Origin of the sequence: Lysinibacillus sp. SGAir0095 (genome assembly GCF_005491425.1) — a bacterium.
Classification (GTDB): domain Bacteria; phylum Bacillota; class Bacilli; order Bacillales_A; family Planococcaceae; genus Ureibacillus.
In genome coordinates this window covers 889,582-914,139 of the sequence record NZ_CP028083.1, presented here as the reverse complement: position 1 = coordinate 914,139, position 24,558 = coordinate 889,582, and the positions used below count along the sequence as shown (strand labels likewise).

Genomic DNA, 24,558 nt, shown 5'->3' with positions numbered 1-24,558 from the left:
AAGCTGTTACCTCGTGTCGTTTTACGACAGAAGTAACAGCTTAGATTTATTTACTTATTAAATATTTTTGCCAAGTTGATTAATGGTCGATAGTTCTTCCCAGCCAGTCCGATTACTTCAACAAACAATTCAATTGCCACAAGGATAACCGTAATCAATAAAATTGCTCCCCATAGCTTTGCCATCGAGAAGATGATAGCCGCTAAACCGAACATCGCTGCAATACCATAAATGATTAACACAGCTTGTCGATGCGAGAAGCCCACATCAATTAGTCGGTGATGTAAATGGGATTTGTCTGGATCTGACCACTTTTGTCCATTTCGGATACGTCGAACAATCGCAAAGAATGTATCGGAAATTGGCACCCCAAGCATAATAACAGGGATAATAAACGAAAAGATTGTCACTCCCTTAAAGCCTAGCAAGGATAGTACCGCAATCATGAATCCTAAAAATAATGCACCAGTGTCACCCATGAAAATTTTCGCTGGGTGGAAATTGTAAAATAAAAATCCAATCGTACTAAAGGCTAAAATAGCTGCTGTGGCAACAACGAACATATTGCCCATGATTAACGCCATACATGCTAATGTAATCAACGCGATTGTTGAAACACCTGCAGCCAATCCATCAAGACCATCAATTAGGTTAATGGCGTTCGTTATTCCTACAATCCATAAGATTGTAAAAGGAATACTTAAAAATCCAAACTCTAACTCTCCACCAAATGGCAGGTTAATGAACTCAATTTGAATACCGCCAAAAAAGACGATAATACAGGCTGCTACTAATTGGCCTAACATTTTTGTTTTTGCTGAAAGTTCGTACATGTCATCTAAAACACCCGTAATGACAATTATTGTCGCTGCTAACACCATTGCTAATGGTATTATAAATGGGTTTTCGCCAGCCTGAACCAATGGCTCTGTCGGAACCGGCCTTAAAAGTACTAGTCCAACTAAAAACGAAATAAATATAGCTAAACCACCCAATCGAGGCATAATACGCGAATGTACTTTTCGATAGTTTGGTGCATCGACAGCACCTATTCGGAATGCAAATCGTTTGACAAGTGGAGTGATTAAAATGGCAACTACAAATGCCACGATTAAAGACACGTAAAGCATGTCTCTCCTCCTCAAAAATAAAATATATACTCGGGTAAAATCTTATCCATTATAGCATGAAAGATCTTAAAAAATATAGCTATTATCGTTTACAAAAAAAGAACAATTACTACAAAATCATTAAATTTGTTATTACATGTATAAAAGCAGCAAACACTTGGAAGAAGAAGTTAATAGTTGCAACCTATTTACATTAGTTTCTCCTTAGGGATAAGTGGTCATACCTTGTAAAGTTTGATAGAATAACTAAGTGTCTACTATATGTAGATGATTTTTAAAGGAGCGTAAAATAAATGTTCTCAATTTTTAATCGAAACAAGGAAAAAACAAGTACTCGAGAATTAAAAAGATACTATAAAATTGTAGATCAAATTAATGAACTTGAATCTACTTACTCATCGATGACAGACGATGAACTAAAAAATATGACGTTTCAATTCAAGGAAAGGTTACAAAAAGGCGAAAATATCTCTGACATTCTCCCTGATGCATTTGCAGTAGTTCGAGAAGCTTCAAAGCGTGTACTGAATATGCGTCACTTTGATGTGCAGCTAATTGGTGGGCTTGTGTTAACAGAAGGAAATATTTCTGAAATGCCTACTGGTGAAGGTAAAACGTTAGTTGCTTCTCTTCCCTCTTATGTTCGAGCATTAGAAGGTAAAGGTGTACACGTTATTACAGTTAATGATTACTTAGCAAAACGTGACTTCGAGTTAATCGGTCAGATTCACCAATTCCTTGGTTTGACAGTTGGTTTAAATATACCAATGATGGAACCTAACCAAAAGAAAGAAGCCTATAACGCTGATATTACATATGGTGTGGGAACAGAATTCGGATTTGACTATTTGCGAGACAATATGGCCCACACAATTGCAGACAAAGTGCAACGTCCATATCATTTTGCCATTATTGACGAAGTTGACTCTGTTTTAATTGATGAAGCTAAAACGCCGTTAATCATTGCTGGAAAAATGAGTGCCAATGAAGAATTACATCGAATTGCCGCACTACTCGCAAAACGCTTCAAAAAAGATGAAGATTACGATTTCGATGACGAAACAAAAGCAACTTCTCTTACAGATCGTGGTATTGAAAAGGTTGAAGCTGCATTTGGTGTGGATAATTTATATGATTTAGATCACCAAACGCTTTACCACTATGTCATTCAGGCAGTCAGAGCACATGTGATGTTCGAGCGTGATGTGGATTACATAGTCAAGGATGACAAAATCCAGTTAGTGGATATGTTTACAGGTCGTATTATGGAAGGCCGTTCTCTGTCAGACGGCTTACACCAAGCAATTGAAGCAAAAGAAGGCGTTACAATTACGGAAGAAAATAAAGCCCAAGCTCAAATCACCATTCAAAACTACTTCCGTATGTACCCAAAATTAGCCGGTATGACTGGTACTGGTAAAACGCAGGAACAGGAATTTAAAGAGGTTTACGGAATGAGCGTTATTCAGATTCCAACAAACCGTCCTCGAATTCGTATGGACCAATCTGATATCGTTTTCGAAAATACAGAGCAGAAATACGAACATGTTGCCGAAGAAGCTTTAGCAAGACATGAAAAAGGACAACCGGTCTTAATTGGGACAACCTCTATTCTTCAATCTGAAAAGGTTGCAGCCTATTTAGATAAGTTAGGATTACACTATCAATTACTAAATGCAAAAACTGTGGAACAAGAAGTCGAGCTAATTTCCCAAGCCGGTCAAAAGGGACGCATTACAGTTGCAACGAACATGGCTGGACGAGGAACAGACATCGTTCTTGGTGAAGGGGTTGCAGAACTAGGCGGTCTTTATGTAATAGGTACGGAAAAACATGAAAGTCGTCGTGTAGACAATCAATTACGTGGACGCTCTGGTCGCCAGGGAGATCCAGGTGAGAGTCAATTCATCATCTCATTGGAGGACGATATGTTCCGCCGTTTTGCAAAAGAAGATGTTGAAAAGTTCCAAAAGAAATTAGTCGCAAATGATTTGGGACGTATCCAAAATAAAGAAGTAATCGAATTAGTCAACCGTACGCAACGCATCGTTGAAGGTGCACATTTCTCAATGCGTGAATATAACCTAAAACTAGATGATGTGATTAATGACCAACGTCGAGTAATCTACAATTTACGCGATAATGTTTTAAAACAAGAGGACTTAATCGGCCAGTTAAAAACAATGTTAAATGAAACAGTGGATTTCGCCATTCGCGATAACGCTCCAGAAGAGCTGAACCCAATCGAATGGAATTTCGACAAGATGGAATCAACAGTTAATTCCCTCTTCTTAACACCAGTAACGATTGATCGTGAAGAGACAAAAGTAAAACGACTGTTAGAGTCGGTTCAACCTTCATTGGATGAATTACTTCAAACAATTGAAAGCTTTGAACAAAATGAACAAGTTATGCAAGTAATTCCACGTGTGATGCTTGCTTTCATTGACTCCATGTGGGTTCGCCATTTAGAGCAAATGAGTCATTTAAAAGAAGGAATTGGTTTACGTCAGTACCAACAAGAAGACCCGATGCGTATTTATCAAAGAGAAGGATTGGAACTTTTCGGTAAAAACTATCAAGAGCTCCGTCGTTCAATCGTAGAAGAAATCGTCGCATTTATGAAGTCTTTAAGCAATACAGAGGAGGAATAACCTTGGGTTTATTTTCATTTTTCAAAAAGACGGACAAAGTCGGAGCAGATAGTGCCATCGATTCAAAGGATTTAGGTCAAAACGGGAAAAAGGAAGAGCATTCTAATAATATCGAAACAAAGCTTTCTTTCCATCCAGAATGGCATGTCCCACAAGAGCAACGATATATTTTCAATTTCTTAGCCAATGAATTGCAGCCGTTAAAGCCAAATCAATTATCTTTAGCCGCTATTAATATTGAGGTAGATCCGAACACAAACGCCTGGAATGTTAAGGCATTTGTACGTTCTTCACTAGAACAAGCAATTCAACTAGGAGAAATTGAATTACTTCTATTAGATAAAAATGACAAACAAATTGGATCAAAAAGCTTTAATTTTGCTGATCTTGGTTCCCTACCTGCTCAAAGTGCACGTCCATGGGTGTTTTCATTCGATCAAAGCACATTGACGACGGAGGAAGTTCCAGAAGATGGCTGGAAAATTGCATTCAATCTTATCTCACTTCGAGGTCATCAATTAGATTTAGATGAGACATGGAAAAATCAGCTTCCTGAAGACCAACAAGAAGCATTGGTAAATATCGTAAAGAATTTACCGAAGCTAGGTAAAAATGAAGTAAACTTCACAGGCTTACAAGCGAAAATGCAAGACGACAAAAGCTTGGTTACTTCCATCTTTATTCGAAACGGCAATAACAAAGCCATCAATATCGAACAACTGCCATTAGAAATTGTCGATGCCAATGGAAAACAAGTTGCAAAAGGTTCCTTTAGACTGGACCCAGTCTTATCGGTTCAGCCTAACTCTACAAAGCCCTGGACTTTCATCTTCCCTGAAGAATTAGTTGCTGAAGGCGAATTTGATTTATCACGTTGGAGTGCCCGAGTAAATCAACAGAAATAATAAGAAGGTGACTCAGTTTGGGTCACCTTTTTTGTTTGAGAATGTTTGGGAAACCGGGGATATCCGCCAAATTTGATTGTTTTTCCGCCACTTTGGTTACTATTTCCGCCAACTTTTGTCGAATATCCGCCACTTTATCTTATATATCCGCCAATCAGCCTCTTCTCCAAAATAAAAACGCAAGAATGTGGGGTACCCCGCATTCTTGCATCACTCTATTTAATCTAAAATTTACTACTACTTGACCTGATTAAATCTTTTAAATGCGACAAATTTTGAAGTCCAATAATCGTAGGAAAGTTTTGAAACTTGAACCCCACTACTTCCAGCATGAATGAATTCGCCGTTTCCTATGTAAATTCCCATGTGCGAGATTCCTTCAATGTACGTGTTCTTGAAGAAAATGATGTCCCCAGGAATTGGGTTTTCAACGATTGTAGTATCATTCATGAAATAGTCATTACTACTTTTTCTTGTAATGTCTACGCCTGCATTTGAGAAGACATACTTCACAAATCCACTGCAATCAAAACCGGCAGGCGTATTCCCTGCAAATATATAGGGTGTTCCAGTTAGAGATTTAGCAATTTTAAGCACTTGGGCATAAATTGCTTGTCCAGTAGCTGACACATTATTTTTAATCGCATTTTCACTTGATAGTTTTGAGTCAATGATTAAATCAGATTCGATGACTTCCTCTGGATCAAGTATTGTATCAGGTTCTCCGTCAGTAGAAGAAACGTTTAATTTTAACACTTGTCCAATATAGATTAAATCAGAGCTTAATTGATTCATTTTCTTTAAATCAGCAACGGTTACACTGAATTTAGTGGCAATTTTCGCTAAGGAGTCACCCTTGACCACCTGATAATTGAGCACATTTGTATTCTGCCCTGGTTGCACGTCTTTATTTGGTGGCGTTTGTGGTTTGGAAGTAACATTATTTACTTCACCAATTTTAAGCTGCTGACCCACATAAATCGAATCACTAGTTAATCCGTTCCATTTTTTTATGTCTGCCACTGTCGATTTCACAGCTACTGCAATTTTAGATAAGGTATCTCCTTTAACTACTTTATAAGTAGATGCATTTGTTACAGCGGGTGTTTTAGTTGGAGTCTGTGGTTTATTCGTCGATGTTGTTGGCTTTGTTGCACTAACAGTAAGTTTTTGACCTACATAAATAGCATCATTTTTTAAATTGTTCCATTGTCTCAGCTGGTTAACTGTGGTTTTGTTGGCATTGGCGATTTTCGTTAAGGTATCCCCTTTACTTACAGTGTAACTTGATGCTTCTGCCATTGGTGCTGCGATTGCTGCAGTCGTAATTAGTGCTGTACTTAGTAATAGTAACTTCTTTTTCTGTAACATTCTCGGCTCCCCTTCTAGTAAATTATCCCTCCCTTTCCATAATAACTATTTATGTGACAATTTTCTATCGCGTTTTCCAAAATTCTATGATTCTTTGACTAGATTTCCCTATCATTTATATACTTAGGAACGATGTACAAAAAAATAACTTCATTTTGTAGCCGTATTTATCAATGTAACGATAAATCTACTTGTTATTGGTCAAACAGATTTCTTCAAATACCATTTACTCTCTGGATGCTCAAATCTCCCAAAATAATTCTTTTAACCCAAATATATTTTTGAAAAATATAAATTTTTAAATAAATCAAAGATAATAATATGAATATGCTATTTCATTTATCTATCGGATGTGGTATAATTCATCCTTGTGATGTCGAATTTTGCGATAAATTTTTTGAAAGTTTTTGCTTTTCAATCAGAAAGGATTTTGTTTTTTATGAAGTTCATTAAAGAGAATCTTGCCGTTGGATTTATGCTATTTGCATTATTCCTTGGAGCAGGTAATATTATTTTCCCGCCGGAGTTGGGACAAAATGCCGGAACAGCCTTTATTCCATCGATTATTGGATTCCTTATTACTGGGGTAGGTTTGCCGTTGATCGGGATTATTGCTGTAGCTAAAAATGGTGGGGATTTGCAGGTTGTTGCGAATCGCATACATCCACTATTCAGCATTCTATTTACTGCTGTTGTTTATTTATCTATCGGGCCACTTTTTGCGATTCCTCGTACTGGTGCCGTAACATATGAAATTGGGATTGCACCATTTTTATCCGAATCTGCTAAAGCAAGTGGTTTACTGATTTCAACGATCATTTTCTTTGCGATTGTGCTATATCTTTCATTGAATCCATCAAAATTAGTCGATCGAATCGGTAAATTTTTGACACCTGCTTTATTAATTATCATCGCGTTACTTGCTATTAAAGCATTCATCACGCCAATGGGTGAATTCGGTGAGCCTCATGGTGTGTATGCGACGAACGCGTTTTCTGAAAGCTTTATTCAAGGTTATTTAACTATGGACGTGCTTGCTTCTCTTGTTTTTGGAATTGTAGTTGTGCAATCCTTACAAGCAAAAGGAATTAAGGACCGAGCAAAACAAGTAAAAACAACTATTTTTGCAGGGATTGTGGCTGCAATCGGACTAGCCTTTGTTTATATTTCACTTGAATATATAGGGGCGACAAGTATTGATTCAATTGGTTATATTGGTGATGGCGGCAGTATTATTGCGGAGTCTGCCAGAGTACTATACGGAAGTTTTGGGAATATCATTTTATCTGCCGTAATCATATTGGCATGTATTACAACAGCAGTTGGATTAGTATCAGCGAACGCAACGTTTTTCAATAAGCTATTCCCTAAACTTTCCTATAAAGCATTAGCAGTTGTCTTTACATTATTTAGCTTCATCATTTCAAACTTTGGGTTATCAAAACTAATTTCAATTACTTTACCTGTATTAATGTTTATTTACCCAATCGCAATTGTTTTGATGTTCTTAGTATTGTTCGATCAGCTATTCAACCGTGCTCCAATCGTTTATAGCTTGGCTTTAATTGCAACTGCCCTTGTTAGCTTGTACGATGCAATTAAAACAGCCGGTTTCAGCATTGGTTGGTATGAAAACATCCTAAATCTATTACCACTTTATGATCAAAGTATTGGTTGGCTCGTGCCTGCAATTGTCGGAATGGTCATCGGATGGATTATTCATTTAATGACGAAATAAATAATACTCCTCTTTTACTTGATTTAAGTAAATGAGGAGTTTTTTTGTAGATTCTTTAATATTAAATACTATCTAGTAAATTTGTATTAAAAAGATATAATTATATTATTAATAGAAGTAAGGGAGTACTGCCTATGAAAAAATATACATCCATGCTTTTAAGTGTCATCCTATTATTACTTCTTCCATTCCAAACATTTGCAGCTACTCTTGATGATATTAAAACGATTATACGAAGTGACTACGTAGGTCCGATTAATGGGAATCTTAACTCTGCAAAAACGATAGAAGAAGCAATCGCCATGCTCGATCCTTATTCCGACTATTTTACAAAAGAAGAATATGAATCTTATATGGACACAATCAACAACGCATCTGCTGGACTCGGAATTGTTATACAAAAACACGAAAAAGGTATTTTAATAGTAGAAGTAGTGAATAAAAGCAGTTCTTCTCAATCTACCTTCCAAGTCGGCGATCTTATAACTGAAGTAAACGGTCTTTCCACAGTGGAAATGAGTGTTGAAGAAGTTCAAGCATTATTATTAAATGAAGAAAATACGATGATTGAAATGAAGATTTTAAAAACTAATGGGACAACCGTAACGGAGTCGATTCAACTTCGTTCATCTTCCCTGCCAAATGTCAATACGAAGCTTCTATATGACAATGTTGGATATATTTCTTTAAATTCATTTTCAGAAGATGGCGCTCAATTAGTAGCGAATGCTTATACGAAACTGCTCAACCAAGGCGCTACTTCTTTTATAGTGGATCTACAGAATAATGGTGGTGGATATGTTTTAACAGCAGAAAGGCTAATAGGAATGTTCCCAGGTGCACTGTATGCTTATAAGATGCAATCCTCTACTTCAACTTCACTTATAAAGGCAAAGCAACAGGGAATCGTATTTCCTACGAGAACACGTCTTTTAGTGAATCGTTATAGTGCCAGTGCATCTGAAATGACAGCAGCTGCGTTATTAGATCAACAATCAGCGATTTTGTATGGCGAGCAAACCTATGGCAAAGGAACAATGCAATCCTTTTACACTTTCCCTGATGGCAGTGTTTTAAAGCTGACAATTGCTGAATTCTTTGGTCCTAAGGGTACTATCGTGAAAGATATAGGCATTAAACCAAATATCATTACAGCTTCCAATCCATTATATTCAGCACATTTTGATCAAATTGTTGAAAATCTGGAAACTTATAAACAACTACCAAGTTTAACAAACGTCCCTACGACAAAAACTTTTACGATTCATTTCAATAAAGAAATTACAGCTCAAATCGAGTCAACTGATGTAGAAATCGTACAATTAGGTGGTACTGCCATCAATGCTTCTATAGAAGTATCTGGCAAACAATTAGTTATCAAGCCTTCTTCCCCCTTACAAAAAGGTCGTGAATATATGGTCATCATTAAGCCTACAATTAAAGATAAAAATGGTCGACCTATGATAAAAGGCCACTATTTAAAGGTCACTGTACAAAAATAACAAAATCCCTACCAAGAGTCGCACTCTCTTGGTGGGGATTTCTATTTACTAGGATGTAACTAAATCAGCTTCTGTTTTAAAATAGATTGAGAATAAATCCTCGGCAAGCTCTTTTGCTGATTTTTTATTCGTTAGTAGAAATGCATCAGTTAAACGCAAAATGGATCCTAAAAAGCTTTGTGAAATAATATGTATATCATTTCTTTGCAGGTTTGGATAATTATTAATTTGCCCCTCTAGAATTTCTTCAAACTTCTCCACTAGCTTTTCTTTTACTAAGAATGCTTCTTCAGACTGATATAACCCAATCTTTGTTAGCATTGGATTTGTTATAAAGTATTGGAGTAGCTTTTCAACGGCTTTTAGAAGTTGGATATCCTTTTGGTCAAATGGTTCATCGAGAATATTAAAGAGATCTTGTTGAAATTGTTGATGCAAGTCGTGAAATAACGAATCTTTACTTTCAAAGTATAAGTAAAAAGTAGGCTGAGTTACTTGAGCCGCTTTGACGATATCGCTAATTTTAGTCTGATAATAGCCGTTAGTTGAGAATAATTCAATTGCTTTTTCACGCAGTAATTGTTTGCTTTTTTCACCGTTTGAGTTTACTTTCCTTCCACGTGCCATAGTACCGTTCCACCTTATCCTTATTATTACTAACATCAATTTTCACTATTACTATATTAATAACATTATAATACATTATACAAATATTAAAAAGACTTTAGACTCACTAAAATATAAAATTCTGAATTTTCGAGTGACTTTCAATGACTTCAGCAACATTTCGCATAGTACTATTAACCTAAATATCATTTTTAAAAAAGAGCACCTTATATAAGGTGCTCTAATCTTAGGATATTTTAAATAATTTATTTTTGATAGTGAGTAAATAGTCTTTCACTTCTTTTATGCCGAATAGTAAATATGAACCTAAAGTAACAATTGTGAAGATGATTAAACCTACTGCAAATGTAACCCATTTATTATCAAACTCTAAATAAGTGCTTGATACATACATGACAATGGCAATTAAAATAAATGAAACGATGGATTTGACCATGTCAGAACTTCTTTTGTCTGAACCCAGCTTTAAATCATATTTAAAGTGCGCATAGACAATTAACATGATTGTATTAATAATCGAGCTAATCAATGTACCCCATGCAATCGCATTAACTCCAGTTGCATCTGCCATTAAATACATTACCGCAATATTGATCACAAAAACATTAATAAGACTGAACACAACGGGTGCCATAGAATCTGCTTTTGCATAATAGAAACGTGTAATATACGTATTTGCCGCTAAGAAAAACATGGATAAGACAAAGATTTGTAATACTGGTGTTGTAATCATCGTTGCTTCAGCTGTAAAATTTCCTCTTTCATATACAACCTGCAGTATATTTTTTGAATAGAAAAATGAATAAATCGAAACTGGAATCAATAGCAGCAATAAATAATGCAGGCCTTTGCTATATAAATTCTTAATGGATGCATAATCATCCTCCGCTTCTTTTTTACTCAAAATTGGATAAATGACCGTCGTAACAGCCGTAATTAGTATGGCTTGCGGAAATTGCATTAAACGAGATGAATAGTTTACTACGGAAATCGCACTTTCTCCAAAACCAAAAAACATAACAAAGAAACGCTGTAGCATTGCATAAATTTGCAGTGTTCCACCACCTATTGCAATGGGTAAAACCATTAACCATAATTCCTTGGTTGTTGCATCACGCTTAAATGATAATCCCACAGGATGACTATTAAGCTTACGATAGCCAACCACAAGGAAGTAAATCATGATGACTGCACTAGCAAAAGCACTGATTCCGTAAGCAATTGGTCCAACGACAAAAGATAAGCCAACCGCAATTAATAAAAAGAAAGCATTATAAATTAAGATCGATACACTCGACAAATGGAATTTATCATTAATATTTAAAAGTCCGCTATACCATGAAGCTAGACATAAAAGTATCGAAGAAGGCATCATCCAATAAAATAAATGCTTCGCAAGCTCAAATTCTTCCGGACTTATATCATAATTCTTGTTGTAAATTATATTGAGTATTGGGGTTGTGAAAAACAGGACGATGATTGTCATGATTGACACAGATACTAAAACGATTGTAAAAGATTGTTTAACAAATAACGCCTGATCGGTTGTCTTTTTGTTATAGAGTGAAATAACCGCTGTTGTAAAAGCTCCGCCAATTACTAAATATAAAAAGTTCGGTAAGGTATAGGCTGTAAAAATGCTATCGGCAACATAAGACAAGCCATATTGATAACCAATGGCCATTTCCCTGAAGAAACCGAAAAGCCTAGCCACAATATTAATAATGGCTACTGCACCAACAACTTTTATGAACTTATTCATTGGACAGACCCACCTTTAACAGCAGATTCGTATAGCCCAATGACACGCTTCGTTATTTCGTTTGCATCATGAATAAACAAGATTTCGTCTGCTGCTTGCATTTGATAATATTGCTCTTTCGGTGTGTTCAAGGCATTTAGCATTTCAATAGCTAACTCTTTAGAATTGTGAGGTTCTACTAAATGACCTGCTCCATTTTCCAGTAAAGAAACAAGTCCACCTACCCTTGAGGCAATCACTGGAGTTCCTGTAGCTATCGCTTCCAGGGCAACTAAGCCAAAGCCTTCAATATGAGATGGCAAAACAAAAACATCACTTGCCTGGAACCACTTAACAAGGTGAGTTTGTTCAAGCGGATCGATTAACTTAATAGAACTGTCCAGTAAAGGCTCTAGACTTTGAATAAAATTTTGATCTCTTCTAGAACCAATGATTACTAATTTCACCTTTTGGCCAGTACTTTCTTGTACCTGTTTAAAAGCGTGCAATAATTCCTCTACACCCTTTTGCTTAATCACATTCCCTACAAACAAATAGATAAAGCCTTCTTCATCAATACCTAATTGTTTCCGAACTTCCTGTTGATCGGCAGGACGAAAAACTTCACAATTAACCCCCATACTGCATATTAGGATTTTTTCTCGTGGGACATTAAAATCATTTTCGATTTGTTCTGCTAATACCGGTCCAACAGCAATGACGTGACTACTTTCCTGCAGGATTTTTTGTGTCCAATTACGGATCTTGGCACTTTTCTTTGCCATTCGCTCAATATCCCCACCATGTGCTGTCACAATATAAGGAATATTAAAGACTTTCTTTAGCATGTACGAAAATACACCTGAAGGAAAGACGTAATGTGCATGAGTAACGGAAATCTGGTTTCGATTTTTTATCGCCTTACTAAACACATTCATCGCCCATTTACCGTATTTTAAAATGGTATTCTTTTTCCCAGTTGCCGGATTATCATTTGCGGCAACAATGACATCTATCTTTTCTTTTTTCAGTGCTTCCACTTGATTCTTAACAAAAATTCCAAATGAAAGATGCTCGCTGGAAGGATACATGTTACTAATTACAAAAACTTTTTTCATTTGTCCTTCACTGCCTTTACCATCAATTGTTTTCCACTCATAGCTTCTGAATACAGTCTTTCAGAAATATCCTTTGTTTCTTCCATAACTTCTTCCCAATTTTTCTGCATATTCGCAACTGCTTTCGCTATTACATTTGGGTTCTGTTGGATTTCTTCTAATGAAATACAACGTTCCGATGCATTAATTAGTTTCATAAAATTAGTTACTTTTTGATGATAGGAAAGTGCGATAATAGGCGTTTGGGAATTGGTTGCCAATATCAACGAGTGTAAACGAGTTCCCACGACAATATCAAAAGAAGCTGTCATTTCAAGTAAACGATCAGGATGTAAATTGGCATCAATGATTTTTACTTTTTCTTTATGCTTCATATATTTTTGTATATCCTTTGTTACATAAACATCCTGAGGATATTTCGTTGCAAAAAATGTAATGATTACATTTTGGTTTTCAATCGTATGATCTAAATTGATGGCCATGCTTTTCACATACGTTTCGTATTTATCGACATCACCTGATGGCCAATAATTCGCATTATAAATAGGCACTGCAGAAACACCAATACTGACTGGTTTTGCTGCTTGTACCTCTTTTGGTTTATGTAATGAAAAAGCTGGATCTCCAATGACTTTTACATCTTTTTTGACACCAATTTCTTTTAGAAGCTGCTTAGATTCTGGATCACGAACCGAGATATTTTCGGCATGCTTGCACATTAAGCGAATCATAAAGCGTCCAGAGATTGTATCCAACGGCCCCGCCCCGCAGCCATATACGATATATGGTATCTTTGAATTTTTCGCCATAAGCGCATACGTACCATACAGATGGGCTTCTCGACGATAGAAGTCCATCAGGATTCCACCGCCGCCAATAACAAGTAAATCAAATTGTGAAACATACTTTTGATTTGTCATATATGTCTTATAAAACGTTTTATATAGGTTCCCTTGTTTATAGTAGAGTGGGTAGCTTTTAACCCCATATCTTTCAGAGGTTTGTTGTGTATTATTGCTAAATACGGTTATGTCCTCGTTCTTCACGGAAAATGTACTTTTCAACTGCGAAAGGATTCCTACTAAAATCGCCTCGTCACCGTTGTTATCATTCCCGTAGTTCCCTACGATTCCGATTTTCATGAATCTACATCCTTTTAATTTTATAATGAGTAATTATACCATATAACTGGATACAAAGATGTCTAGATAGTCATTACTTAATGGAACTTTAATATAATATCCTACTGAATGAACATACTTTTTTAATCCCTTTTAATCTATCCCGACTGCATGAAATTGTGTATTTTTACACACAAAAAACGCGCCTCAGGTTCATGAGACGCGCTTTCTATTATTTTTTCAGGTGAATGCCATTGTACACAAACAATCCAAAATGAGCACGATTAATATTTGTGTTCGGTTTAAATGTTCCATCTGGGTAACCAGTAGTTACATTACTTTTTGCTAGTGCTTGTACAAAGCTATACGCCCAATGTCCATTTGGTACATCTGAGAATTGCTTTGTTGAAGTACCAGTTAAATCAAAGGCATTGGCGATAATAACTGCCATTTGAGCACGTGTTAGCTTACCGTTGGGATCAAAAATTTTACCACCATCTTTGCCTGACATGATTCCAGCATTCACAACAGCTGCAATTTGTTTATAGTACTCATGTTTAGTTGGGACATCTGTAAAGTTAGGATTTACAACGTTGGTTGTATTTAATTTTAAAACATTACTAATGATAATTGCACTTTGAGCACGAGTAATTTCATTATTCGGCCCAAATGATCCATCTTCATAGCCTGAAATATAACCATTTTCAACTAAATATTTCAGTTGGCTGTAATATGGGTGAGACGGTGCTATATCTGTAAAAATACTGCCTGCTGGAACTGTGATTGGATATGAAACCGTCTTTGTTCCAAGTGTTGCCACAATACTTCCCGAACCTTCACTTTTTGCTGTAAATTCCCCATTACTATCGATCGACCCTATATTACCTTCAACTGACCATTTCACCATTGAAGTGTCATAAATTAAACCATTACCATTTGCATCTTTCGCGTTTACACTATAAGCAGCCTTTTTTCCTTTTGCGACTTCTTTACTTCCACTTACCGTCATTGTAGTTGGTGCATCAACGACTGACACCGAGAATGAACCTACTGATTTGCCATTATATGTGATAATAATTCGATCATTTGCTGCTTTAGTTGAAATAAATTTCATACCTTCGATTCTTAGTGTTTTACCTTCTGACACTAATGCCAGTTTACTAGAATCAATTGCTACAGGATTATAGTATGCATCCAATAAATAGTTAACTGTCACCTGAGAGCCTGTTCCAGCTAATAATGTTCCCACTTTTGTTCGAGTGATATTAGCCGTTTTCGCTTCAGATGTTGGTGCAGTACTGATTGCCTCTAAAATTGTAGAAATTGCTCGTTGGGAACCATAAACTGGTGAATTAGCCAAGATAACATTATTGCTGCCATGATTACGGTATGCCATGGTAGTTGAACCACCACCATCTAAATTAATGGCGCGGTCATATCCCAAACTGACAATATAGTTTGCAAATTCAACTAGGTTCATTCCTTTAGAGCTTGCCGTTTTATCTACTGTTATAAAACTTACCTTGGACTTATCAGCACTGATGGCCACAGCACTACGAGCAGTTCTTTCAGTTGCTTTTGAACTGGAAGTACTCATCGTAATATACCGTTGACCGTCTTTTACTAACATAGGCCCTGTTGCTAACATAAACTGAGAATTTTTCCATTTTTCATTTATATCGATGGAAACAGAAATCTCATCACCGACTAAAACACTTTGTAATTCATCAGCTTTGCTACCCTTTGCTGAAATGACAAATCCGTTCTTAGGAATCGTAACAGGTGTTGTTGAGCCATATGGTTGAATACTCACTACTTTCCCCACTAATGATTGCCCAAAATACGTTGAATTTACAGGACTATCTGTTTGAACTACATATTGAACTCCATAAGGATTAGAGTTCGTTATCGATTCATGATTTTGAGGTGTAAATAAAATTGATTCATTGTCTTCTCGTTGTCGGTTTACTCCACTAACTGAATATGTATTTCCTTTGTGAGCTAAGGAGATATTTACATTATACGAATCAATTTCTGCACGGCCATTAGATGTTATTCCAAAGGCAATCGGTTGATTCACATAGCTATCATTGCCTTCCGAAATGATTCCCCCATAGTAGATTTCATTATTTTTAGAGATTAAATAAATGGGAAAGCCATTAAGTCCTGATTCCATATGAAAGAATGATCCGTTGATTGCTCCTACTACTCGATTTCCTTCAACAGAATCACGGTTGGCCATATTTGTGGTTGTCGATCTACTAGCAAAACTGCTAGGTAAACCAATACCCACCTTCGTAAATGAATCGGTTAAGTCTATTTGTATGTTATTGATATTATTCGTATAGGTTCCCTTATGTACAGATTGAGTAAGTTTAACACCAGAAGACAAAGGTTTTTCGGCTGCACTTGCTGACGTGAAAGGCATTAGTGCCAGCATACAGGCCACTAATGTAAGCATTATTTTTTTCATAACAATCTTTCATTCCCCTATTCTATTACTAGATTATCTATGTAAAAAAGCTGCTTCACTAGAGAGATAGAGGTTAAATAAGTTTTGAGAACTAGAATAATGCTCTCAATCTATTTAATAGTTCTATCCTCTATGAAACAGCTAAAATGGTTTACTTATAGGTAGGTAGTATGTCTACATATTCTCCAGAGACATAACCATTTGGCAGTCCTGTTAAGTCAGAGACAATGTTGTACCAACCGCTCTGTTCACCTACAACCAAGACTGGCAGGTTTGCCGACGAATATGTGAATATTTTTGGATTAGACGTACCAGCGCCAGTTCTTACATTTAAACCAGAAGTATTTGTAAGACCAATTTTATAATTCGCATTAGCATCTTTTAATCCCATTGCTTTGTCCATTTGATAGTAATGTCCAGCTGCTTTTGCTCCCCAATATGGGTCAGAAGCATATCTCACGTTAAAGCCAATGTTTTTATTACCCAGTACTGCTCCACTCGCGTATTTTGCGTTTGGTGGGATATAATTCGCTTTCCAGAACTTTGTGATTAACTCTTTAACGTTCAACTCTACGGACTCAAATTTCTTCAATAATGGATTCGTATCGTAAACATATAAACCAAATAGGTTATTCTCTAATTGAGCACGATCACTCATACCATAAGCACTCTCATTGATAGCTAATGAAAGAACCATCATAGCATTAACATTATATGTTTCTTCCATTTTTTTCAAGAGGGAACCGATACCTATTAACTTACTTTTTTTCGTAGCATCTTTATAGATACTGTAGCCTGAAAGATTTTGATTTGCTTTATTTTCATATTCTGTTAGCTTAGCTAGAATATAGCTATCAATTTCAGCAGCTGTATAGTTTGTTTTTGCGTGAACAGGAAGGTATTGATAATAGTTGTACGCTGTTCCAACAGTTTGACTATTTTTGTCAATGAATGTAGCACCATCAAAGCTATAATACGTTTGCCCTTCTTTTAGGAAGCTAGGTGCATTTCCAGCAGTATAGGAAGCAGCTCTTTTCGTCACATGATTATAGAGATTGTGCTTAAGTAATCCACCCTCTACCTTGTAAGAGTTACGACCAGCTAACAATCCATATGGTGTTAAAGTGACATCGGATAATCGAACATATCCTGTTTTACCAGCTACTTGAACCTCAACCCATTGTAGGTTACTATCAACATTTTTATAGAGTAGTTCAGCACCAGATTCTACATAAGTAATCGCTGTCACCTTATTACTGCTATAAATATTTGTTAACTGATTTGTAGTTGCCAGACCGTAAGAAATCTTAACGTTCTTACCATTTAGAGAAATTATATGTCCACTTGATAGACTAAAGCTTGATAATACCTCTTCATATGTACCTGCCGTTTTAATTGTCTCGGCTTGTCCATTTACTACTTTTTTAAGTTCATACTTGTCTGTGTTGATCTCCGGTATTTGCAATCCAGATTCAGGTTTAATTGTTGCAATTTGTGTAACAAGTTGAGTGACAACCACTGAAGCATGTGCTCTTGACGCATTATTACTTGGATTGAAATAGTATGATCCATTGGCAGCTGGAGAACCTGAAAATAGTCCATAAGCTGTTGTTGTATTTACTGCATCTACATAATTTTTTAAGATTTTGCTGGTATCAGCATATTTCAATGTAGCTGATTTACTTGGCATTCCCATGTGATTTAAAGCGGAATTTAACATTACCGCCATATGCTGACGTGAGATTTTTGCAGTTGGCTTAAATGTGCCATCTGTATACCCACTAATAATTCCAGCTTGGGCTGCTTTTGAAATATCGTCTGCATATTGATAAGACGGAGGAACATCGGTAAATTTCTTTGTTGAGGTTTCAGTTAGTTTTAAAGATCTTGCTATAAAACTAGCAAATTCTGCTCTCGTAATCTGTCTATCCGGATAGTAGTTACCATTTTCCGCATTGACTACATTATTTTGGATTAAATATGTTAAATATGGTTCTGCCCAGTGTTCATCAATGTCATTTGCGCTCGAATTTTGAGCGAATGTAAAGACCAATGACAATGAAAAAATAACAGCTATCAACTTTTTCATACGCACATTTTCTCCTCTTCTATTATACTAGTTTTATTCTATCAAATACTTATTAAGAAAAGAAGACTTGTAATTGAATTTTAATATAATGAGAGGATTGATTTAATAATTTCTTTAGATTATGTTATGTATAATGACTAGAGGATGGTATAATTATTTGCAGCAGAATTACAAACGAAAGGAATTTTTATATGCAGCGTTTAAAGGAAACTTTACTTTCAAGGGATTTCCTATCCATATTTCTACTTGTACTTTTCACCTTTGTCGCACTTGCCCTTCCAAGTAAAGTGGCCATCATTGTGACGAGTATTGTATTTATCGTATTTACTTTCATGAAACCCTTTGAAGGTCTATTATATTTAGTGGTCTACGTATCAGTTCGACCATTCTTGGTAGAAATAAATCCAGGATTAAAATACATTGGAGATTTAATTACATTAGTCTTACTAATTAAACTTCTAATTTCGAGCAAATTCGACCTTAAAGGATTATTAAAGTTCAAATTATTTGAATGGGCATTCTTTGCATTTTTAATATTCGGCTCAATTATCGGTTATATGAATGGAGTTAGTATCGGGGCAGTCTTGTTCCAAGTTCGTACATTCCTTATCATGTACTTAATTTACTACTTCCTATCTCGTACACAGCTTCCGGATAAATGGATGGTCAAATTAGCTTGGACTGCTGTTGGATTAGGTTGGTTATTATCTTTACATGGTATTATCGAAAAGGTTTCCATTCGAAGATGGCTACTACCTTATTACTGGGAGCACACAGTCCTATCCGCTGAGAATATGTCCCGTATTTATGGATTACCGGGTAATCCGAATTCATTAGCCTTAATCTTAATGTTCAGCATTATCGCCGTGTTGTTCCTAAAGAATTTATTCAAAAATGGCGAATATAAAACCTTACTAAACGTAAGCTTAGTTCTATTTATGGGTATCTTTATTTTAACTTTCTCTCGCGGGACAGTGATTTCCGCAGTAGCATTAGGAATTGTCTACATTGTACTATCTAAAAATTGGCGATTAATCAAGCAATTGGTTATTAGTGGTATCGCAGCATTTGCCTTTGTATATTTCCCGGTAATTGGTGCGGTAAACCTAGTTCAAGCGTTAGGTGTTGAAGCGCCGGATGGAATTGCTGGAGGCATTGGTGACCGCTTCAATCAAACCTTAGATGAAAAAAATATAGAGCGAATGGCTTCAAATGGCCGTATCTTCTACATTAAAAAAGGATTTGAGATACTTAGCGATTACCCAGTCACAGGTGCAGGGTTTGGTACATTTGGTGGTGCGGCAACAATTTCTTATGGCTCACCAATCTATGAAGAGTATGGAATTGACCTATCGATTTACTTTGAAAACAAAATCTATTCAGATAATCAATACATTCAAATCATTGCCGAAACAGGCGCAATAGGTGTACTTTTATTCGCAGTCTTCTTAATAGCTATGCTGATCCTGTTCTGGAAGAAACGCGATACAAAATTCGGAATCTTTATGATAGGTCTTTGGTTATCAACATGCTGTTCTGGAGCATATTATAATATTTGGGAATTAAAAGTTTATACACTGTTCTTCTTTATCATTCTTGGATTATTTGCCATCCAAAACAAATACTATAAACAATATTCAATTAAGTAGTACTCCTAGTGAGGTTTATCGTTAAGATAAATCTCACTTTTTTTATGCATTATCAAGAATACAAAAAAACCATCTAACCAACCAGGAACGGCTAATTAGATGGTTTTTAATTAATTACTATAGTATTGTACAATCCCTTTATAGATAGAGTCTGCAAAGATACTAACGTATTTATCATTAACTAATTTTGATTTATCATCACTATTTGAGATAAATCCAAGCTCTACCAAAACTGAAGGAATAATCATATTATGAATTACATAGTATGATTGTTCCTTAACTCCACGGTTTTGCATGTTGGCATTCGTAACAATTTGGTTATTAATCTTTGTTGCAAGATTAATATCCTCTTTATACATGTCTCCTGAAGATACACTATAATAAGTTTCTGTACCTTTAGCAGAAGACGAAGCTGCTGAGTTAACATGGATACTTACAAAGATTTCACCATAGTTATCATTCGTTATTTTAACACGGTCCTGTAATGTCGGATACGTATCTCCTGTACGGGTCATCACAACTTTCGCACCAGCTGCCTCTAATTTTTGTTTAACTAGAGTGCCTACTTTTAATACGATAGCTTTCTCCGTAGCTGATTCAGAAATTGCACCTGGATCCTTGCCACCATGACCTGGATCTAGGACGATAATTCGGTTCTTCAATGCTCCACTTGTCTGATTAATCAGCTTCAAATAGGATTTATGTGTATAACCGACCTTGTTACCATAACTAATTTTTGCCCAGTAATTCGAAATGCTTTGAACGACTACTTCATCCCCTGTATTTAACTTACCGATCGATGAATAAGATGCACCAGGGCCAGATCGTACATTTAAATTATTTACTGTTACACGACCGATTGTATCAGCCTTCACATCTTCACCAGGAGTTGGCGGTGTTGGCTCTTCTGGTGTAGGCGTTTCTGGTGTAGTTGTTTCCCCAGAGATATATTTGGCATACTCTTTTGAAATATAAGCATATACACCTTTATAGGCAACTTTCAACCAACCATTACTATCCTCATAAACATTAAACTGAGTTCCTTTATCAACTTGTCCTACACGGTTAGAAGTTGATGAAGTACTTGGAGTGCTTCTCACATTTAGATTATCAACCGTTACTTCAACTTTACCAATTACATCGTCATCTTCAGGTCCGGCAACACCTTGAATAGGTAATTCCAGTCTGAATGTTGGACTATTGGCACGAGCTAATAACAAGCTAAATAATCCACGTGAAATATATTGATTTGGTTTTACTTCACCAATATCGCCCTCTAGAATTCCAGAGTAATATAACGCACTGATGTACTTATAATAAGGATCTGAAGCTTTAATCCCACTGAAAGGTACAGGATATGTACTATATTTTTCAAACTCTAAATTATATGCTTTTGCAATTAATAAACTTGCTTCTTTAAACGTAACAGCCAAACTAGGATAGAATTTTCCATCTGTTGACTTTTCCACTAATAACCCTTTGGCAGTGACTCCTTCAACAAATTCTGATAATCCTGAGCCTGATGGGACATCTGAATAACTTGATTTTGCTTTTTTGACTTTTGCTATACCTCTTGCATTGACCAGCATAATTGTCACTTGAGATCTAGTAGTTAGAAGATCAGGTTTATAAAGTAATTTTCCACCTTCATTATATCCACCCGCTATATTTAAACTTTTAATATAGTTTATTTCTTCATATAAAGCGTGGGATGAAGGGACATCTGCGAAAATAGCAGCTGCACTTGTATTACGAGCTCCAACAACCGGTACAAGAAGACATAAGGCTACTAATATAGATACTATTTTTTTAGCGGACATTTTCTTTCTTGTTTCCTCCTTTCCTTTGAATACTACTAGTCTATCAAATTTATACTATGAATACACCAGTCAAATGACACAAATTTCTTTTTTTCTCAACCTTCCCCTATAAAGGTTTATTTTTCTACATATACTAAAAGAGAGAGCTGCTAAAATTAGCAAGCCCTCTCCTTTATAAAATTTATACAGTATTTTGGTTTTGGATTGGTTAAGTTGGGTAAATATTAGTAAGCTATTAATTATTTTACAAATTTTGAAGCATGATTGATGAAAACATTTAAATGAGTTTTTGTAACATAGTCGTTTACTCCAAATGTTCCATTAGCTTTACCAGTTGTAATTCCATTAGAAGCCATGACAATGATAGAATCACCTGTTTTAGTTCCAACTTTCACATCAGAGAAGGACTTTGAGATATTTCCTTTTTCTAAATCAAAAGCATTTACTAATACTAAAGCAATTTGAGAACGAGTAATTGGTGAAGAAGGATTAAATTTCCCATTTGCATCACCAGAGAAAATTCCAGCTTTTTTAACCGCTGCAATTGCTCCCGCATTTGGATGTGTTGACTTAACATCGCTGAATCCAGTTTCAGTGCTTGAAGTATCTAAACCTAACGCTTTTGCAATGGCTACAGCTACTTCTGCACGAGACGCATAAAGATTGAAATCAATTTCAGCTTTTTTTACTTCTGCAGTTTTTTCAACAGCAGCAACTACTTTCTCTTCTTCAAAGTTTGCAACTCGTTTCGCACCAACATAACGTTTCCCCCAGTAATATGGGTCGTTGATGCTTGAAATTGTAACACCGTCACTAGACTCTGCACCGATCATTTGGCCATTTCCAATATAGATGGCAACATGTGATACACCGCGACCGCTAGTATTAAAGAATACTAGATCGCCAACTTGAAGATTAGCTTTAGAAACTGCTGTACCTTGATTATACTGTCCACCAGAAGTACGATTTAACGAAATACCTAATTCCGAAAATACTTTGGAAGTAAAGCCTGAGCAATCAAATCCACTAGCAGTAGTACCACCACTTCTATAAGGTGTGTTGATATATTGTTTTGCTGTCGAAATCACGTCTGATGGTGACGCTGCATCGACATTATCAGCAGGAAACGCCGATAACACCATAAAAGATGCAAATATAGGTAGTAACCACTTTTTCTTCATATTAATTGCTCCTCCCAAAAGTACCGTTTTTTAACTTGATTTAAGATTAACACATCTTACTAATCTGTAATTTTTCAATTGTGTAACGTTTTCAACCGATTCTAAAAAACACAAAAAACGCTGATATATCAACGTTTCCGTGATAATCAGCGTTTTTAAGTTTAGTAGATTTTGACTTCAATCGACACACTTTGTAATAAACCTGTAACATTAGATATAAAATTGGTATGTCTTTACAGTATTATTACCATAAATTTCTCATATAAAACTTACGTAGTACGAGAATACAATGATGATATTAATCAATAATTACTTGCTTGCGAACATTTGCACCCAATACATTGATCCATCAGTAGATTTTCTTATACCTACCCCGATATTTGTATACTGAGAGCGCATTATGTTTTCTTTATGTGAGTCTGAGTTCATCCATGCCGTCACTACACTTTTCGGCGTGTAGAAATTTTTTGCAATATTTTCTCCCAAGCTTGTAAATTGATAATCAAATACCGCGGCTAAATCCCATGGTTGTCCATAAAATACCGATGAATGACTAAAATAATCACGTTTGATGAAATCCTGCGCTTTTACGACAGCAATTTGACATAACTGCTTGTCCTCAACAAGTGCCGGAAGTTTTGCCTTCGCTCGCTCCTCATTTACTAGCCCAATCACTTCTTTCACCCATTTGTCCGAGTATTGCTTCGTATCTAAATAATCCTTCGACAGATAATCATAAATAATTTGATTGTTATTTACTTTTGTTTTAAATTCTAAAGCTCTACTGATAAAAATAGCTAGCTGTGCACGAGAAACCTTTCTTTCAGGTGCAAAATTCACTCCATCCACTCCGCCGATGATACCCAAATCTGCAAGAGCTTCAATATCATTTTTAGCCCAATAATTTTTCGGAAGATCTTTGAAGGATTTTTTATTCACATCATCAATTTCCACTTCATAGGCATTAGCTAACATTACAACAAATTCAGCACGAGTGATTTTGTTATTAGGATAAAAGTTTTTACCGTCCTTCACTATACTGCGCTCCACCAATTGTGATAGTGCATTATAATACGGTGCCTTTGTGTCCACGTCTACAAATTTTGGTTTATAATCCGTTACTTTATCTAAATTCAACGATCGAGCAATTGTCGTTACAGCGTCTGCACGGCTTATAGTTCCATTTGGCGAAAAAGTATTGCTTGAACTTTTTGCCATAAAATTCTTTGAAGTTACATTTTGAATTTCCTTAAATGCCCAATGATTCGTATTCACATCTTTAAATGGAGATACAAGAGAATTTCCGGCTTGTACTTCCAAAACCCCTGAAAATTGAAGTATCAAAAGACACAGGATGATACTAACAGTTCTTTTTAACATAGTAAACTGCCTCCAACGATGTTTATCAAAGGCCCAACAAAGAAGAGCATTCGTATAAA

The 24,558-nt window shown here is 35.9% G+C and carries 16 protein-coding genes; 5 read left to right on the top strand and 11 right to left on the bottom strand.

The features are described 5' to 3' along the window. Nucleotides 1-50 precede the first annotated feature (50 nt). Nucleotides 51-1,130, bottom strand: coding sequence for a glycosyltransferase family 4 protein (locus C1N55_RS04530; RefSeq protein ID WP_137727709.1), 1,080 nt, complete (start codon nucleotides 1,128-1,130; stop codon nucleotides 51-53). 293 nt (nucleotides 1,131-1,423) lie between these two features. Between C1N55_RS04530 and secA2 the strand changes: the two genes are divergently transcribed. Beyond that, nucleotides 1,424-3,784, top strand: coding sequence for an accessory Sec system translocase SecA2 (secA2, locus tag C1N55_RS04525; RefSeq protein ID WP_137727708.1), 2,361 nt, complete (start codon nucleotides 1,424-1,426; stop codon nucleotides 3,782-3,784). Nucleotides 3,785-3,786: 2 nt separating this feature from the next. Further along, entirely contained in the window at nucleotides 3,787-4,689 is a 903-nt protein-coding gene (locus C1N55_RS04520) for an accessory Sec system S-layer assembly protein (protein ID WP_137727707.1), read from the top strand. Between the two features lie 237 nt (nucleotides 4,690-4,926). On the opposite strand, the gene C1N55_RS04515 is transcribed toward C1N55_RS04520, so the two are convergent. Continuing rightward, on the bottom strand, nucleotides 4,927-6,060 hold the full coding sequence (locus C1N55_RS04515) for a C40 family peptidase (RefSeq protein ID WP_137727706.1): 1,134 nt from the start codon (nucleotides 6,058-6,060) through the stop codon (nucleotides 4,927-4,929). 439 nt (nucleotides 6,061-6,499) lie between these two features. Here C1N55_RS04515 and brnQ point away from each other — a divergent pair, with 439 nt between their 5' ends. Next, nucleotides 6,500-7,798, top strand: a complete 1,299-nt coding sequence (brnQ, locus tag C1N55_RS04510; RefSeq protein WP_137727705.1) for a branched-chain amino acid transport system II carrier protein — start codon at nucleotides 6,500-6,502, stop codon at nucleotides 7,796-7,798. Nucleotides 7,799-7,932: 134 nt separating this feature from the next. Further along, nucleotides 7,933-9,300 (top strand): S41 family peptidase, encoded by a 1,368-nt coding sequence (locus C1N55_RS04505; RefSeq protein WP_137727704.1) that lies wholly within the window; start codon nucleotides 7,933-7,935, stop codon nucleotides 9,298-9,300. 48 nt (nucleotides 9,301-9,348) lie between these two features. Here C1N55_RS04505 and C1N55_RS04500 read toward each other — a convergent pair whose 3' ends face one another. The 6 genes from C1N55_RS04500 to C1N55_RS04475 form a co-directional block, all read right to left on the bottom strand. After that, nucleotides 9,349-9,927 carry a TetR/AcrR family transcriptional regulator gene (locus C1N55_RS04500; RefSeq protein WP_137727703.1) on the bottom strand — a complete coding sequence of 193 codons (579 nt, stop codon included), beginning with the start codon at nucleotides 9,925-9,927 and terminating at the stop codon, nucleotides 9,349-9,351. A gap of 226 nt (nucleotides 9,928-10,153) precedes the next feature. Beyond that, on the bottom strand, nucleotides 10,154-11,689 hold the full coding sequence (gene murJ, locus C1N55_RS04495; protein ID WP_137727702.1) for a murein biosynthesis integral membrane protein MurJ: 1,536 nt from the start codon (nucleotides 11,687-11,689) through the stop codon (nucleotides 10,154-10,156). After that, the gene (locus C1N55_RS04490; protein ID WP_137727701.1) at nucleotides 11,686-12,786 is read right to left on the bottom strand and encodes a glycosyltransferase family 4 protein; all 1,101 of its coding nucleotides are present in this window, start codon (nucleotides 12,784-12,786) and stop codon (nucleotides 11,686-11,688) included. The genes murJ and C1N55_RS04490 overlap by 4 nt, the downstream gene beginning before the upstream one ends. Then, nucleotides 12,783-13,928: a polysaccharide pyruvyl transferase family protein gene (locus C1N55_RS04485; RefSeq protein ID WP_137727700.1), complete on the bottom strand. Its 1,146-nt coding sequence runs from the start codon at nucleotides 13,926-13,928 to the stop codon at nucleotides 12,783-12,785. The genes C1N55_RS04490 and C1N55_RS04485 overlap by 4 nt, the downstream gene beginning before the upstream one ends. Before the next feature lie 211 nt (nucleotides 13,929-14,139). Further along, nucleotides 14,140-16,380 (bottom strand): S-layer homology domain-containing protein, encoded by a 2,241-nt coding sequence (locus tag C1N55_RS04480; RefSeq protein WP_137727699.1) that lies wholly within the window; start codon nucleotides 16,378-16,380, stop codon nucleotides 14,140-14,142. Between the two features lie 151 nt (nucleotides 16,381-16,531). Beyond that, nucleotides 16,532-18,469, bottom strand: a complete 1,938-nt coding sequence (locus C1N55_RS04475) for an S-layer homology domain-containing protein (protein WP_137727698.1) — start codon at nucleotides 18,467-18,469, stop codon at nucleotides 16,532-16,534. 191 nt (nucleotides 18,470-18,660) lie between these two features. On the opposite strand from C1N55_RS04475, the gene C1N55_RS04470 reads away from it, so the two are divergent. Continuing rightward, the gene (locus C1N55_RS04470; RefSeq protein WP_137727697.1) at nucleotides 18,661-20,118 is read left to right on the top strand and encodes an O-antigen ligase family protein; all 1,458 of its coding nucleotides are present in this window, start codon (nucleotides 18,661-18,663) and stop codon (nucleotides 20,116-20,118) included. 110 nt (nucleotides 20,119-20,228) lie between these two features. Here the strand turns inward: C1N55_RS04470 and C1N55_RS04465 are convergent, their stop codons facing one another. The 3 genes from C1N55_RS04465 to C1N55_RS04455 form a co-directional block, all read right to left on the bottom strand. Then, nucleotides 20,229-21,938 (bottom strand): N-acetylmuramoyl-L-alanine amidase, encoded by a 1,710-nt coding sequence (locus C1N55_RS04465; RefSeq protein ID WP_137727696.1) that lies wholly within the window; start codon nucleotides 21,936-21,938, stop codon nucleotides 20,229-20,231. A 239-nt stretch (nucleotides 21,939-22,177) separates the two neighbouring features. Then, on the bottom strand, nucleotides 22,178-23,119 hold the full coding sequence (locus C1N55_RS04460) for a C40 family peptidase (RefSeq protein ID WP_137727695.1): 942 nt from the start codon (nucleotides 23,117-23,119) through the stop codon (nucleotides 22,178-22,180). Between the two features lie 309 nt (nucleotides 23,120-23,428). Next, the gene (locus C1N55_RS04455; protein ID WP_168193802.1) at nucleotides 23,429-24,499 is read right to left on the bottom strand and encodes a CAP and S-layer homology domain-containing protein; all 1,071 of its coding nucleotides are present in this window, start codon (nucleotides 24,497-24,499) and stop codon (nucleotides 23,429-23,431) included. Nucleotides 24,500-24,558 lie beyond the last annotated feature (59 nt).

Coding starts and splice junctions, on each gene's coding strand:
- C1N55_RS04505 (WP_137727704.1), top strand. CDS start 7,933: ATGAAAAAATATACATCCATGCTTTTAAGTGTCATCCTATTATTACTT.
- C1N55_RS04465 (WP_137727696.1), bottom strand. CDS start 21,938: ATGTCCGCTAAAAAAATAGTATCTATATTAGTAGCCTTATGTCTTCTT.
- C1N55_RS04475 (WP_137727698.1), bottom strand. CDS start 18,469: ATGAAAAAGTTGATAGCTGTTATTTTTTCATTGTCATTGGTCTTTACA.
- C1N55_RS04455 (WP_168193802.1), bottom strand. CDS start 24,499: ATGTTAAAAAGAACTGTTAGTATCATCCTGTGTCTTTTGATACTTCAA.
- C1N55_RS04460 (WP_137727695.1), bottom strand. CDS start 23,119: ATGAAGAAAAAGTGGTTACTACCTATATTTGCATCTTTTATGGTGTTA.
- C1N55_RS04515 (WP_137727706.1), bottom strand. CDS start 6,060: ATGTTACAGAAAAAGAAGTTACTATTACTAAGTACAGCACTAATTACG.
- C1N55_RS04480 (WP_137727699.1), bottom strand. CDS start 16,380: ATGAAAAAAATAATGCTTACATTAGTGGCCTGTATGCTGGCACTAATG.
- C1N55_RS04530 (WP_137727709.1), bottom strand. CDS start 1,130: ATGCTTTACGTGTCTTTAATCGTGGCATTTGTAGTTGCCATTTTAATC.
- murJ (WP_137727702.1), bottom strand. CDS start 11,689: ATGAATAAGTTCATAAAAGTTGTTGGTGCAGTAGCCATTATTAATATT.
- C1N55_RS04485 (WP_137727700.1), bottom strand. CDS start 13,928: ATGAAAATCGGAATCGTAGGGAACTACGGGAATGATAACAACGGTGAC.
- C1N55_RS04470 (WP_137727697.1), top strand. CDS start 18,661: ATGCAGCGTTTAAAGGAAACTTTACTTTCAAGGGATTTCCTATCCATA.
- C1N55_RS04490 (WP_137727701.1), bottom strand. CDS start 12,786: ATGAAAAAAGTTTTTGTAATTAGTAACATGTATCCTTCCAGCGAGCAT.
- brnQ (WP_137727705.1), top strand. CDS start 6,500: ATGAAGTTCATTAAAGAGAATCTTGCCGTTGGATTTATGCTATTTGCA.
- C1N55_RS04500 (WP_137727703.1), bottom strand. CDS start 9,927: ATGGCACGTGGAAGGAAAGTAAACTCAAACGGTGAAAAAAGCAAACAA.
- secA2 (WP_137727708.1), top strand. CDS start 1,424: ATGTTCTCAATTTTTAATCGAAACAAGGAAAAAACAAGTACTCGAGAA.